Annotated in this window: 10 protein-coding genes; 3 read left to right on the top strand and 7 right to left on the bottom strand. The window is 51.3% G+C overall.

All coding sequences use genetic code 11. From position 1 onward, the window contains the following. Positions 1 to 117: 117 nt before the first annotated feature. Positions 118 to 963 (top strand): pentapeptide repeat-containing protein, encoded by an 846-nt coding sequence (locus BBI10_RS02010; RefSeq protein ID WP_065986348.1) that lies wholly within the window; start codon positions 118 to 120, stop codon positions 961 to 963. 498 nt (positions 964 to 1,461) lie between these two features. Here the strand turns inward: BBI10_RS02010 and BBI10_RS02000 are convergent, their stop codons facing one another. After that, positions 1,462 to 1,788 carry a hypothetical protein gene (locus BBI10_RS02000; protein ID WP_065986346.1) on the bottom strand — a complete coding sequence of 109 codons (327 nt, stop codon included), beginning with the start codon at positions 1,786 to 1,788 and terminating at the stop codon, positions 1,462 to 1,464. 553 nt (positions 1,789 to 2,341) lie between these two features. Between BBI10_RS02000 and BBI10_RS01995 the strand changes: the two genes are divergently transcribed. Then, positions 2,342 to 3,793 carry an SEFIR domain-containing protein gene (locus BBI10_RS01995; RefSeq protein ID WP_208600727.1) on the top strand — a complete coding sequence of 484 codons (1,452 nt, stop codon included), beginning with the start codon at positions 2,342 to 2,344 and terminating at the stop codon, positions 3,791 to 3,793. Between the two features lie 563 nt (positions 3,794 to 4,356). Here BBI10_RS01995 and BBI10_RS01990 read toward each other — a convergent pair. Continuing rightward, positions 4,357 to 4,731, bottom strand: coding sequence for a hypothetical protein (locus tag BBI10_RS01990; RefSeq protein WP_141695088.1), 375 nt, complete (start codon positions 4,729 to 4,731; stop codon positions 4,357 to 4,359). A 1,435-nt stretch (positions 4,732 to 6,166) separates the two neighbouring features. Between BBI10_RS01990 and BBI10_RS01985 the strand changes: the two genes are divergently transcribed. Next, a complete protein-coding gene (locus BBI10_RS01985) occupies positions 6,167 to 7,477 on the top strand; it encodes a PD-(D/E)XK nuclease family protein (RefSeq protein WP_065986344.1) in 1,311 nt (436 codons plus the stop codon). Between the two features lie 310 nt (positions 7,478 to 7,787). Here the strand turns inward: BBI10_RS01985 and BBI10_RS01980 are convergent, their stop codons facing one another. The 5 genes from BBI10_RS01980 to BBI10_RS01960 form a co-directional block, all read right to left on the bottom strand. After that, positions 7,788 to 8,774 (bottom strand): 5'-nucleotidase, encoded by a 987-nt coding sequence (locus BBI10_RS01980; RefSeq protein ID WP_065986343.1) that lies wholly within the window; start codon positions 8,772 to 8,774, stop codon positions 7,788 to 7,790. Positions 8,775 to 9,070: 296 nt separating this feature from the next. Further along, a complete protein-coding gene (locus BBI10_RS01975; RefSeq protein ID WP_065986342.1) occupies positions 9,071 to 10,066 on the bottom strand; it encodes a hypothetical protein in 996 nt (331 codons plus the stop codon). A gap of 236 nt (positions 10,067 to 10,302) precedes the next feature. Further along, entirely contained in the window at positions 10,303 to 10,812 is a 510-nt protein-coding gene (locus tag BBI10_RS01970; RefSeq protein ID WP_065986341.1) for a ProQ/FinO family protein, read from the bottom strand. 368 nt (positions 10,813 to 11,180) lie between these two features. Then, positions 11,181 to 11,651, bottom strand: a complete 471-nt coding sequence (locus BBI10_RS01965) for a hypothetical protein (RefSeq protein WP_065986340.1) — start codon at positions 11,649 to 11,651, stop codon at positions 11,181 to 11,183. Between the two features lie 382 nt (positions 11,652 to 12,033). Next, on the bottom strand, positions 12,034 to 12,960 hold the full coding sequence (locus BBI10_RS01960; protein WP_065986339.1) for a DUF5677 domain-containing protein: 927 nt from the start codon (positions 12,958 to 12,960) through the stop codon (positions 12,034 to 12,036). Between the last annotated feature and the right edge of the window lie 178 nt (positions 12,961 to 13,138).

Here is a 13,138-nt window from a genome sequence, read left to right as displayed (position 1 = left end):
GATCGATCAGATAGAGGCTGGCAATTGACAGCGCTAACCTTGAAACGCGTCATCAGTACGAAGTAAATCGTGCAAAACACGCAAGTCGCGGTTCCACCTTAACAAGGTATGCATCCCATGCTAGCATCAATCTTGGTCTTCCTAGTTTTCTCAGGCATTGTAATATTCATCACAGGACATTGGGAGTTCGTCTCCAGCACGATCTTCCCCAACGAAACATGGGGACTGTACTCACGTTCTTTTTTCGAAGGAATTCTTTCAAATGCTCATGGGACGATCATAGATTTATTTGTGATTGGATTGGTCATTTATTGGTTCGAACAACGTAGGAGTCAGCATGAGGAAGTGCAGAAAGAAAACCGCTCGCGGGAGAGGGATGAAGAACGATCACGAATATCTCGGGAGAACGACGTAAAAAGAAATCGCGAAAATCTTTCCGACCTGCGCTTTTACAGACAGCCGGATGCTCCTTACAGAGCACTCGGCGCAATACGGCGACTCATAAATCTAGGCGAAACCGGCTTGGAAATTTCCGAAATAGATTTATCCGAGTTTGAGATAAATAAACTCTCGATCACTGATAGTGATCTACATGCAACCATATTCAAAAATAGCAACATTTCGAACGTGCACCTAAATGACTGCCGCTGCGAAGCAGCTGTATTCGTCGGCGCAACGCTAACCAGCACAAGTTTCACCAATACGTTTTTACACCGAGCGAAGTTTCAAAATTCTGTCGTTAGGGGAATGGACTTTAGAAGCTGCGATATAACCTACGCGAATTTTGATGGCGCCGACCTCAGAAGCGCAAACTTCAGCGGTGTCGACTGCAAGGGAGCTAGCTTCCACGGAGCGAATCTGAGATCTGCAAACTTTATTGACGCAATAAACCTTCCACCTGAAGTGGAAGTTGCAGCTAAAGAGCTGAATGGGCCGAAAATCGAGCGACATCGGACGCCTTAAAATTTAATAACTGGGGGGGAATCGAACCACCCTCCCGGAGTTTCCCCCGTTCGCAGCAACAGCCAGTTGAATTTTCAGATTAGCACAATCAGTGGCAGCGTCGTCAACCGAAAGGCGCCGCTGCAGAGAGCTGCAGAGCATCAGCAGCAAATCGCCTGCGCACCGCGGGTCGAGATCCCAGATCATTGCTCGGCTCCGGTGACCGCATGTCCTCGGCGAGTAGTAACCTGCTCTGGTCATATGCGGCCTCAGATCCATCGCTATTCATCAGGGCCAAGCCTGAGGCGCTGCGCATGTTTAGTCTAAGCATGCTAACCAGTAGATAACGCTGGATAATCGGCCATCCACTGACCCAAATCCCCGGACGTGGCAGCAGCTCTAGAGACTACGCTACCAAGGCGGCACAGCGAGTGACGCGCGGACTATCACGTTCGTACCGACTTCCGGGAGATTGACGACTTGATCGAGCCCCCCGCATCAGGGAAGGCTCCAACCCTTCTAGAGACTAAACTGAGGCCTGAGCTCTGCCCAATTCAAGTTAACCCATTCGGTCACTTTACCCCGGCCAGGAGAGGTAGAACGAAAATGGACTTTGAGCATCCACTCCACGCACAATCGGTCTTCTTTGCTCACATCTAGCCCGTGGTCATAAACCAGTGCGCTTCTGTCAGCCGACCAGCCAAGATGGTTCAGATAACTGAGCATCTCGTACCGCTCATTTCGGCTCAGATGCTTTGCATCATCATGAATGAGATGAGGGTTATCACCCGCCGTCGTCTTCCATTTGTAGGTTTGCCGCAGTTCGGCTCTCTTCAGCAGTGGCATTCGCTTGTGTCCCGTTAGACCCTAAGCGGGCATAGACATACGTTTTCGGTGTCCCGCGCAACGTCGACCGCTAATAGGGCACTCCGAAGCGCTTGACACCCACTGACATATCACCCTTCATTTTTTGAAGCAATAGGTCTACAGCTCTGGTCTGGTTGATTCCCCTCCTCACAGTGCCTGCATGCCAGTGAGGGATCTGGGACGACATTTTCCAGTCGAAGGCTAGGACGAAAAGGATTACGGTCTGATCACAGATACGACCAGTGTCAGCGACGAGCAGAGCGCGTCGTCAACGAATTCTCAAACCGCCTCCTTGGCGGCGGACGGCTCGTCAGAGCAAGCTATGCGGAAAGCGAAGATGGCGAGAGCGGGACGTAGCATTCTCTATCCCTAAATGGATAGATTGCTTGAGAAATATGCTGGACAACCCAGGTTGCCATGGTGAACGTTTAGACTGACACATGGTGTTCGCACGGCAAAATCCGTCTCCCAAGGCCTTAGGCCATGGCAGGGAGCGAAGCGCCTTCCCTTATAACTGGAGCAAAACCTCATCATGGAAAACCTGGAACATCCGAAGCTTTTCGTGTCCTACAGTTGGAGCTCTGCCGCCCATGAGGCTTGGGTGACAGAGCTCGCCGAAGAACTCGCCGCAGCGGGCATTCACGTAATTCTTGACAAATGGGACTTGCGAGAAGGCCAAGAAGCGACTGCTTTCATGGAGCAGATGGTCTCTGATCCAACGGTGAAAAAAGTGGTTTTGCTTTGCGACAAGCTTTATGCGGAGAAGGCGAATAGCCGTAAAGGCGGCGTGGGAACGGAAGCTCAGATTATCTCCGCAGGCATCTATAACAAGACAACGGAAGCCAAATTTGTGGCAGTAGTGCGTGAACGCGATGAAAACGGCGACCCCTACGTCCCGACCTACTACACTTCGCGCATCTATATCGACCTGTCCGACTCGGCACGTTATGCGGCCGAGTTCGACCGATTGATCCGCTGGGCACACGATCAGCCACTACATGTTCGTCCGCCACTAGGTCAAAAGCCTTCTTATCTTCAACGGGAAAGTCGAGAGGTTACGCTGGTAACGAGCGCGGAACACCGGCGTGCCATTGATGCAGTCAAGGCAGACCGCCCCTTCGCTGATCCAGCGGTGAATGACTACCTCACGGCTCTTGCCGCAGGGATGGAGCAGTTCCGCATCAGGAAAAAGCCTGATATTGCCTTTGACGATCAGGTCACCAGCAGCATTGATGACTTCCTGCCTTACCGCAATGAGGCTGTGGAGCTTATAGCGACCGTCGCCAGGTACCGGGACACTCCAGAAATTCGCCGGCACTTCCATCGTTTTCTCGAGAAATTGCTGCCTTACCAAGAACGTCCCCCAAGTGTTAACCAATGGAGTGAAACTGATTTTGACAACTTCCGGTTCATGGTGCATGAGCTGTTTTTGTATGCAGTGGCGACACTTCTGAAAGAAGAAAAATTCGAATTTGCGAATGAGCTCATTACCACTCCATTCTACATTCCAGGCAGGTCGGAGTATGGTCGCGACGCCACGGTGACTTTCGGCGCGTTTCGAACCTATGCCGCGACCTTCGATCACCGCAATCAACGGCTGAAACTTGGGCGCACGTCATTGCGGGCAGACCTGTTGGAACAACGGAGCCATTCGAGTGGTTTCAGTATGCAAGAGCTGATGCAGGCTGATTTTGTATTGTTTTTGATGGATCGCTTACAGCGGCCAACGGAGACATACCCATGGTACCCGGAGACCCTGGTTTACTCTGGGCGGCACGCCGGATCGTTCGAGTTGTTCGCAAGATCAAGATCTACGCGCTATTTCAGCCGCCTGAAAACGCTCTTAGGACTTCAGAGTAAAGCGCTTCTAGGTGAGCTGTTTGACGAGTTGGAATCGGACGGTGGAGGTTTGCCGCGCTGGGATTACCACACGTTATCGCCTCGATCGCTATCAGGCTTCGAACACCTTGATACAGCGCCGTAGGTTAGCATTGCCGTAGCTGCGGCACTCACCTTGGCGAAAGCCGATGTAATATCGATGGTTTAAGGAAAATCCGAAGAGGCACTGTTGACGCTGGCCCTAGTCACTGCGCCTCTCAGAATTTCCAGCTTGGCAGAGCCGTGTATCATTGCCGCGGAACGTGGTGACGGTACTCCATCTAGAATGACTTCAATCGCAATCTCTAGCTCGAGGAGCTACTCCTTCTCAAGTTGATCGCCGTCCGGATTAGCGTCTATGGCCTGTAAAGGCCCGCTCAACTACTTGAACTCGGCCCCACTGCATTAGACTTCAGCGTAGTGAAAAGCGACTGGGTCATTACCCTATTGCGATCAAAAAGCGTTCGTCTGAAACATGGGTGTTGAGACCCCAGACGCTAAATTTGCATTTAGAATAAAACCTGGCTAGCTCTTAAGCTAGCCATGCGTGGGAGCGGCATAGGCGATAGAGAGCCTGACATGACTGAGATTAAATGCGCACATCTATAAAAAGCTTGGTAATTTGAAAGCGTACAGACTGGCCCGAAGGCATTTTTAGCGAATCCATGATCAAGCCAACCACTCATCCAGGCTTTTGCTGCCAAAGTTCTGATTCCATTCATCTCTAACCGTCAATGAGCTATCTGCGGACTTGCTACTGTTCCCATCGAGCAGCCGGTTGCCGGTGCCTTCTTTGATGTTATTAGGCGTAAAAAGCCTGACGAGCCGAGCAATCCTTTTTCCAAGCTCCTTCGGAGTAGCAGGGTATCTTGCAAGCATATCTAGAATGTCGACAACCGGCACATTGCGATCGTTGAGCAACGCAATCAATTTATCTTCAAACTCAACAAGGGCCATTAGCTCCTCATCCATCTTCATTTTATCAATGGCAGATTCCGAGATGCTGATCTCGTTTTCAATTTGAACCACGCGGGACATATTCATTGCTACCACCACAACAATTTAGGTATTAATCAAACCCTAATCCGTTGCAGATGGGGAGCGCTAGACATGAAGTCACGAAATTATCATTTTGTGAGCCGGGACACAAATACTCGGCCGGCCTTGATTTACGGGGCCTTCAGCGATGTTCAATTTAAAATGAACAACGTTCGACAGCGTTGTAAGGCTGGGTCAACTGAATGTGAAGGTCATCAATCGACGCGTCAGAAAGGTGATTTTAAAATGCTTTGATTGAATATTTGAAATGCATCGACCGTCGATGGCTCGCAGAAGGGTGGGCCTACCGCTAGATGTGCTGGTTTTTTGAACCTGGCGGACGATGTCTCCCATTTTTGCATTTTAAATGAGATCGGATTCAAGAGATCTCCACGCCCGGGAAGCCCTTGGTGAATACCAGCCACGCGAGCGCTAGAAAATCGTCCCAGTGGCGCCACGGCTGCTCCCGCAACGCCTGCTTAGCTCTGCCTATGGTGCGCACCGCTCTGGATTTCATTTTGAATTGAGAATGGATGCGCATCGGTCGTTGGGGGATCAGAGCCTATCCGACGTCCCATGTGCGTGACTCGGAAAAGCGGTCGGGGCCATTTTAAAAGGGCGCCAAAGCGTGTTGATTCCTGGCGACGATACGCGCGCCCCCAATGGAGACCCGGTACCGATTTCAATTCAAAATCGGGTGTTCAGCGCTGCCTGATGGCTAAGGATTTGGAGCCCCTGCCATTGTGTTGTTTAACTAGGGGTCGACGTCTTGTCCGCAGAATCGAAAGGTGTCAGATCTGATCCGCTATTCTAAAGAGATGGCGCGTCTTCAGACCTTCCCGTAGGGAATGAGATCGGGATTCACGAGATCTCCACGCTCGGGAAGCACTGGGTGCAAAGCGGCCACGCGAGCGCTAGAAGATCGTCCCATTGGCGCCACGGCTGATCCGGCAACGCCTGCTTAGCTCTGCCCCTGGTGCGCACCGCTCTGGATTTCATTTTGAATTGAGAATAGATGCGCATCGGTCGTTTGGGGATCAGAGCCTAGCCGACCCGCCCTAAGCGTGACCCGGAAAAGACATTGGCGCCATTTTAAAAGGGCACGGAAGCGTCTGAATTCAGGGCGACAGTACGTTGGCCGCCCAACGGACGCTCCGGTACCAATTTCAATTCAGAATCGGTTGTCCAGCGCCGCCTGATGGCTAGGGATTTAAAGCCCCTGCCCTGATGTTACGTTTACCTAGGGGTTAACGTCTTTTCCACAGAATCGAAAGGTGTCAGTTCTGATCCGCTATTCTAAAGAGATGGCGCGTCTTCAGACATTCCCGTGGGGTAAGCGCTTACTGCCGAAAAGGGTTTCCAAACCCAAGCCGTTGTGATGACCACATGATACCCTCGGGCCTTTGGTTCGCAGTCGGCAGATTGCAATAAAGGATGAGACATGGACGCACATGAACTGTATAGCTTTCTGAGAGATCCGCACCTGCTTGAGCTGATTGAACTCAATAAAATTTCGAACAATGTCTTCGATATTATTAAGCTCGGCGAAAATCAAAATTCGGAGATGCTTGCATGGTGCATGAATCCCAATGAAGGCCATGCACAAGGTGATGCCGTGATACGCGACTTTCTCGAAAGCGCATACGCAGCTAGCGATAACTGCATCTACGACAACAAGAAGTTTTTCGTCGAATGGACACCTGGGCGAATTAGGACTACTAGTTTCGGCGCGGCTTTCGTGACGCGCGAGCTGAAAATTAAAGTCGACGATGGCACTGCCAACGGAAGGCTCGACTTGTTTTTGGTAGACCCCCAAAACAAAATCCTCATCACTATAGAGAACAAGGTAAAGGCGTCGCTTAATGCCACTCAGCTTGAAAAGTATGTAGCCGCAGTCAGAGCTCAGTTGGCCTCTCGGAAAGTCTTCTCTGAGTATAACCTTGCGTTCGTTGTAATAGACAAAGACCTGGATGCTTATACGGAGGAGCAAATCGGCGCGTTGGGGAAGAGATGGGCGTTAATGGACTATCAATGGTTAGAGCTTTCTGCGAATCGAGCGAGGCACAACCTTACCCGGGGAAACCAAGCAGCACAGATGCTTGCGTCCTACTGCCAGAGCGTCACAAGTTGGGAGGATCCAGCCAGAAAGGAGCTTAGCGAGATAATGGCTGATTTGGTACTTACTCACCCGACCGTTATAGAGTGCCTTCGTAAGCTTGACGGTACTGCAATGGATCGTTGGGTTTCCTCAACGCTGGCAGGGCATGAAGGTGAGTTGACTCTATTCCTAGCTCAGCACAAAGAGATTTGTCAAAAGCTGATCAGCATTAAAGGGGTGGCGAGCCTTTTACCGAAGCTAAAAAAAGCAATGCCAATGTTACCTGCGAATTGTATTGAAGAAGGTGGGTACTGGTTTGTTATAAAACCTCCGTCCGCTTTAAAAATCGAGCGGGAAGATTATCGAGCGATTTTTATCGATCTATATCGCCTTCAAATTTCTACTGCTAAGTCGCCAAAATTCAATGTGAAGCTGGTCTGGGTAAAGAGTGGCTTCGATCCAGCTACCTGCTCTGAAGCTGCGTTGCGTGAAAAATTCGAGCCTGAATTCAAAGAACTTGGCAAGCGCGCCAACTCGGATACAAGGCGCATCATGCTCGCTGAACATGTTACGCCCACTGAGGCCATAGCCGTGGCCGCGGAAACCGTTGAAAAAATAGAGCAGCTACTCAAAGCGCATCTCAAGACGCTGTGAGTTTCAAAATTCGCCTGTCCTGACCGGATGCACTCGACCCACTCCTGAAGGTGATCCATCGACTGCATTGGCCCGAATACGGCCATTTCATGAAGAGGTAACGCTATGGCGAGAGGGTCGATTCTCTCTCGGCATGCCCCTCTGCGTAAGAGGAGCCGTAGGAAAGGCTGCCGTTCAGTATCTTTTAAAGCTTGCTGCGCCGAATATCAGCCCTCTAGCAACACGTAGCAGCAATCAGGCAACGCTCGTTGTGGATATTTGATTGGTCTGATCTGCGCCTCTGCGTCGCCCTGTGCGACCGGAGGCTTTGTCAGCTTGCCGACTGGGGCTGGACTGGTTCCGACGCGTGTGAAGCCTCCAAAGCAGTCTTTTGGTTGGTGATCCCGAATGGTATGTGTACCGATGGCACAACTGCGCTGGCTGACTTTAGATGCCCTGACTGGTCATCGAAGAAAATATGCGGCTTCAGAACGCCCAACACCTTGCCCTTCTCGATACCACCCAGGAAAAATGCGTCATTAGCCATCACGCCCCAACTCTTGAGTGTGTTCATGGCCCGCTCATGGGAAGGTGCATTTCGCGCAGTGACAATGGAGACCCGGATGCGGTTTTTGTAGCTGGGATTAGTTTTCTTGTGCTCCTCTTCAACGGACTGGATCTTGGCAATGCGCACCATAAACTCTTTCAGAGGCCCTGGGTTGTGAGGCTCCATGACATTCTTGACCTCATGAGCATGGAATCTTGTCAGCCCCTCTGTCTGCATCACGGTTTCAGATTCGTCACCCGCGAGAACACCATCGAAGTCGAAAGCGATACGCAAAGTCTGGTCGGACTCATCATCATCGAACTTTGAGTTCAGCATCTGGCCAGCAGGATGCCCAGCTTTGATCGCAGCGCCTACATCATCCTTATCGCTAGAAAGAAACAAGGCGATGTTGAGTGCCGGGATGTATTCATAGGGAGACCGACCCTGCATGAAGATGGCCCGCGTCATCGGCAAACCATAGTGCTCGATGGTCTTCATTACGCGCATGCCCGTATCGGGGTCATTTTTAGAGAGTAAAACTACTTCGACGAGAGGGTCTGAGAGATCAGGCGCAAGATCATTCAGCGATAGCAGGCGTTTGATAAACGGATAAGCGATCCCCCTGGGCAAAGGGTTATTCAGATTCGCTTCCTGAAATTTGCGGTATTTTTCCTCACCTTCACTTTTAAAGACTGCGTCCGACTCCTGCAAATCAAATACGGCGCTTGAGGCCACCCCGATGACCAAGCGACCTTCTAATTCATAAGGCATACAGCACTCCCCAAACCCGGCTCAAAGCCTGGCACTCTAACATCCGCAGACCGACTGCGGCTAAGGCTCCGCTGCGGTGATTCGGTGCTCTTAGTCGCGCGGACTCCCAAAGATGGGAGGCTGTGCGGTAGAGAGTAGATCCGAATGCGATGCGTAACGGCACCTGAATGCCTATTTCAATATGGATGATTCCTGTACCGTCGGAAATCTAGGATCCTTGGAGCCGTCCCTCGCCACAACTGCGTGTATGCCTTAAGGCCACTGCCAAGGAGCCGTCTGCAATGCGCTCAAAATTCTCAGGCAGCGTAACGGGCCAGCAGCGCCGTACCAAGCCGCTCGACCAGATCTGCGAACTCAAGCGCCGCACTTTCTTTGATTAGCAGCCGCTGTCCAACCTGATAGGTCGTATCGCCACTGCGTGTCACGTAGTCGTTATCGACCATACCCTGCTGGTGCGCGAGAAGATGGCGTTGCTGATAGAAGATGCGCAGTTGCGTGAGAGCACCGCCCTCCAGTAGCTGACCGTATGAAATGCCGAGCTCGGCCTCCCATAAAGCGGAGCCTGCATCAATATTCTGAAAGGCATTACGCCGCGGCTCTTTGCCGGTTCGAGCTTCATAAAGCTGCTCGGCAAGCCGTTGGAAAGAAGTCACTGTATCTAAAATGGCCTTCTCCAAGAGAGTCCGGGTCATCACATCAGCTTCGTCTGGCCCTAGTACCCCACTCAGCGTTTCACCTAATCCTGCCGACGTCCGGATAGTCGCTAACGTTTGGAAAAAAGTGTGGCTCGCCGAGTTTTTTCCGCAACTCGGACAGAAATAGGCTGCTCCAACATAGGAATATCTGCACGCGCAATCATCGCAAGCAGTGCGCAGCCGCATCGGCTCCGCTGCAGCGATCGGTAAAAGGATAGCGTCCTCGCCGCCTTTGACGTTCAACGTGATGCTCAAGAAAGCACCCGGCTTCTGTCGTCGTTTAGAGGCTTGGGCATCTGCTCGCATTGCCCCGTTCAGGCCGTTGATAACAGTGCCTCGCACATACTCCTTCGACGCTTCAATCTGAGCCGTTGTGTACCATGACTTGGCGGGAGCCGCGTGCCTGCAAGATGGGCAGAAAACCTCTTCGTCCCTTACGACACTCTTCCAATCATCACCTAAGATTTTGAATTGGAAGAGGCATGCCTCAGAAGGACACTCTTTGTCGATGTACCCCTCCTCGTCGCTTTCGAGGGGCACAGACACCTGCGTGCTCGCGGCTAGTCGACGAAGCTCTTTCTGCAAATTCTCAAACATGCGACACCGTCCTGTTCATTTCGGCGATGCAATGTAGATACCACGAGTGAGGATTTGCAGCCAGCTCGGTCAACTTGGTAAAAAATTCGGCCAAGCTGGGCTGAAGCGTCAGGTATTGCCGAACTTCATCTAGCTGTGAAGCTCCCTGCGTAAGGATCACAACATTGTCGGACGCTGGCATGCAGCTACTCACACCTTGCCAGTGGATCCGAGGGCTCGGCGTGGGTAGGTTCCAATCAGTCTGCTGTCGGCTCCACCGTGGTACCTGATGTGGAGGCTACGTCATGCTTCTTTGAACTCGCACGATTTTTTCGCCCTTGAATGCGTTGCCGAAAAGCTTGGTGCTTCGCATGCAGCGCCTGAGCGGCAGTCACACTGCCGGCCGCTTGACCACTCAAATCCAATCGCGGAGCATCCTCAATCATGCTTGCCCAGTACCGGGCGCCGCGGCACCAAGTCGAAATCGCAAGTCCGAGTTGTTCGCTGGTTAGCCCAAGGAGCTCCAGGTGTTGCTCAGCATCCTTAAGAATGCCCTCTTTGAGCGGAACCTTCGGTGCCGGACTTTTAGGAAAGGCTAATGGAAAATGCTTCTGCAATGGCCAGATCGCTTCAACCGCCGGATCCTGCTGGTGAGGCTTTGGGTTCGCGGATTTGCTTTGCTTAGGACGTGTCGCGCCATCGGCTTTTGCAGGTTCTTTTTCAGCCCTGAGGCGGTCACGCAGCTCAGCTAATTGTTCAAAGCCCATCGTTCTATTCACTGCTCGATGATTGATTGCCGGGTAGAAGGATATTCCATGCAGCGCTTGGAAGCATCTGAGAGATAGACCAATTCACCCCTGGGTTCGTGAAAACGCTTGCCGCACCGTATTGAACGTAGCCAACCGCAGGCCCCCTCTTTGTGCCGTAGCCCCCCACAGCGCTGATATTTGCATCCGCCCTGCTAGACAAAGCCTCCAATATATCCAGGCCGCGAGGCTTGAGAGGCTAACTCGCGCTCGCCGGTAGCGATCCGTTGTACAGACAGCTATGCGCCAGAAGTGGGCACTCGATCGTATAAAATATGAGTATCCGTGAGCCGCATTGTCTAAAGAAAGATTGGGAGCCGTGGATGCAGCTATGACCTCTTCCTGTTCTCCCTGTTCCAGTCGGCTTCAGGGTGCCGATTTATCAGTTCTTCCTCAAGGTAATTTCTGAGCGACTCAGGGTGCACTTCAACCCAAGCGATCTGAACCATTCCACGATCACACGCATGCGCCAACACTTTGGCCAACTTCGCCCCCGTCTTTTCGTGCTTTCGGAAAAGATGATTTTTTATCCTTTCCCGCGCGAGTTTCTTTCTTGTCTTACCAAGATACCTCAGCGAGGATTCCTTTTCGCCGTACGCGCTGGTAAAGATGGCGTAAAGGTTGGAGGATCCAGAAGCGCTGTCCAATATCGATTTATTGGTTCGAACCAGAGCTATACCATCCCAAGGTGCAGTTTGGGCGGGCGGGAACGTGACGCTTACACGCTGGGCGGGATCCAAAAGACGTGTTTCTACCTGGGAAAGAAACTCTTCCAATGACGAAATCTGGTCGTACTGCATGGCGAAATTAAGTTTCCTGATGTCTGATAATTTAACTATTAGATGGGCAAAAATCGCTTCAAGGACTGGCTGTCTGCACAACCTCTTCGTTTAGAAATTCGCGCTAGGTGCCGCCCGTGTAACCTCCTGCTTCCTGCTTCCTGCTTCCTGCTTCTTGCCTAAGCCGGCAGTTTTTTGGGCGGTAGGAAAGCAGCTGCAATAGAGGAATTAGGCCCGTTATTAAGCTCACAACCGATCAGCGAGTCTACTCATTAGTGGGCTGGCTCAACACCTGCTTGCAAAAGTCGAGGTCGCCGGTGAAGTAAGCACGTCTAACAGATTTATTCATTCGTCCTATTTTTCGAGAGCAAAATAATATTTAAGCACCCGCGTATTCCCTCAATCAAGAACCGGACTCCCGCGCCTTATGCATATTATCCCTTCTATCCATAGCTTCCTTCTTTGCTGGAGCCAACATATCTAAGCATTTTTTGGTGAGAGTCTCATGCTCCATGAGCATCTTGGCTAGTATGCTCGCAATGATGTCCAGCTTATCGCCTGCGTCGTCATCCTGAGCACGATCCGCAATATATGACGCAGCCACGCAGTACAACTGAACAGCATGAGTTGCTAGGTAAAAGGCGAACGAGATCTTCTCCGCCGCTTGCCCTTCAAATCGATCTTCTCTCTCTTTATCAGTGCCGGGAATCGCTTCCATCAAGTATCGATTAAAAATATCATTACTGAAACTGTGTGTAGAGTCTGAGGCGGGCGCAAACAGCTGGTGGTATAGGAACTCGTAACCTGAATTTTTGAAGCGATCAAAAACATTTGGCCAACCTTTGACACCCTTCGTGTTCAAGTCCACGAACAAACTTTTTACATAAGCGTTGGATTCTATTAGACCAGAAGCCCCTTCCACACCTTCGGGCTGATTATGTCTTTCGGCGTACAATTTCCACTTTTCCGCCCGATCCTTAGTTCTCTGGAAGTAATACGAAAACAACGATTTAGGTGTGTTCGCGGTAAGATCCTTGGTGAACTGAACGAAGTTTATCGAGTTTTCAAGCGATGTACGGGACAGTGTCTCCGCTGCTGAATAGCTGCCAATTTTCAGGCTCTGCAGTATTGCTCTGTTTAGATCCGCGACTATCTCTCCAACAGCATAGCAACACACCTTTGTCGCCATTTTGAATTCACCGGCGCCGTCCAAACTGATGCTTTCTAACACCTCCTCAATCCTCCGCTGGAGTTCCTCAAGGGCGGGGAGATGGCGAACATGCTCCATGTGCGGGTTCGTAAAATGCTCTTTTCTATTGAAGTGATCCATGTTCTTCCTTAGCTCAATGGATTGGCCGGATTGGCGATTTGATTGGAGGATGCTGGTTGAACGGCTGAGTCGTTCGGGCTAGGTCATCACGACTGTGCAAAGTAAGCGTCCGGCGAAGTCACCTACCCGATCCCCGCAATAAGGGCGATGTTCTCCACTTAAAAATACGTGGACACCA

It is taken from the genome of Pseudomonas graminis, assembly GCF_001705435.1.
Taxonomy (GTDB): Bacteria; Pseudomonadota; Gammaproteobacteria; order Pseudomonadales; family Pseudomonadaceae; genus Aquipseudomonas; species Aquipseudomonas graminis_B.
The sequence above is the reverse complement of the archived record's forward strand: the minus strand, read 5'-3'. Positions and strand labels throughout refer to the sequence as shown.

Excerpts from the sequence above, each read along its gene's own strand:
- BBI10_RS02010 (WP_065986348.1), top strand. The coding sequence starts at position 118 with ATGCTAGCATCAATCTTGGTCTTCCTAGTTTTCTCAGGCATTGTAATA.
- BBI10_RS02000 (WP_065986346.1), bottom strand. The coding sequence starts at position 1,788 with ATGCCACTGCTGAAGAGAGCCGAACTGCGGCAAACCTACAAATGGAAG.
- BBI10_RS01995 (WP_208600727.1), top strand. The coding sequence starts at position 2,342 with ATGGAAAACCTGGAACATCCGAAGCTTTTCGTGTCCTACAGTTGGAGC.
- BBI10_RS01990 (WP_141695088.1), bottom strand. The coding sequence starts at position 4,731 with ATGAATATGTCCCGCGTGGTTCAAATTGAAAACGAGATCAGCATCTCG.
- BBI10_RS01985 (WP_065986344.1), top strand. The coding sequence starts at position 6,167 with ATGGACGCACATGAACTGTATAGCTTTCTGAGAGATCCGCACCTGCTT.
- BBI10_RS01980 (WP_065986343.1), bottom strand. The coding sequence starts at position 8,774 with ATGCCTTATGAATTAGAAGGTCGCTTGGTCATCGGGGTGGCCTCAAGC.
- BBI10_RS01975 (WP_065986342.1), bottom strand. The coding sequence starts at position 10,066 with ATGTTTGAGAATTTGCAGAAAGAGCTTCGTCGACTAGCCGCGAGCACG.
- BBI10_RS01970 (WP_065986341.1), bottom strand. The coding sequence starts at position 10,812 with ATGGGCTTTGAACAATTAGCTGAGCTGCGTGACCGCCTCAGGGCTGAA.
- BBI10_RS01965 (WP_065986340.1), bottom strand. The coding sequence starts at position 11,651 with ATGCAGTACGACCAGATTTCGTCATTGGAAGAGTTTCTTTCCCAGGTA.
- BBI10_RS01960 (WP_065986339.1), bottom strand. The coding sequence starts at position 12,960 with ATGGATCACTTCAATAGAAAAGAGCATTTTACGAACCCGCACATGGAG.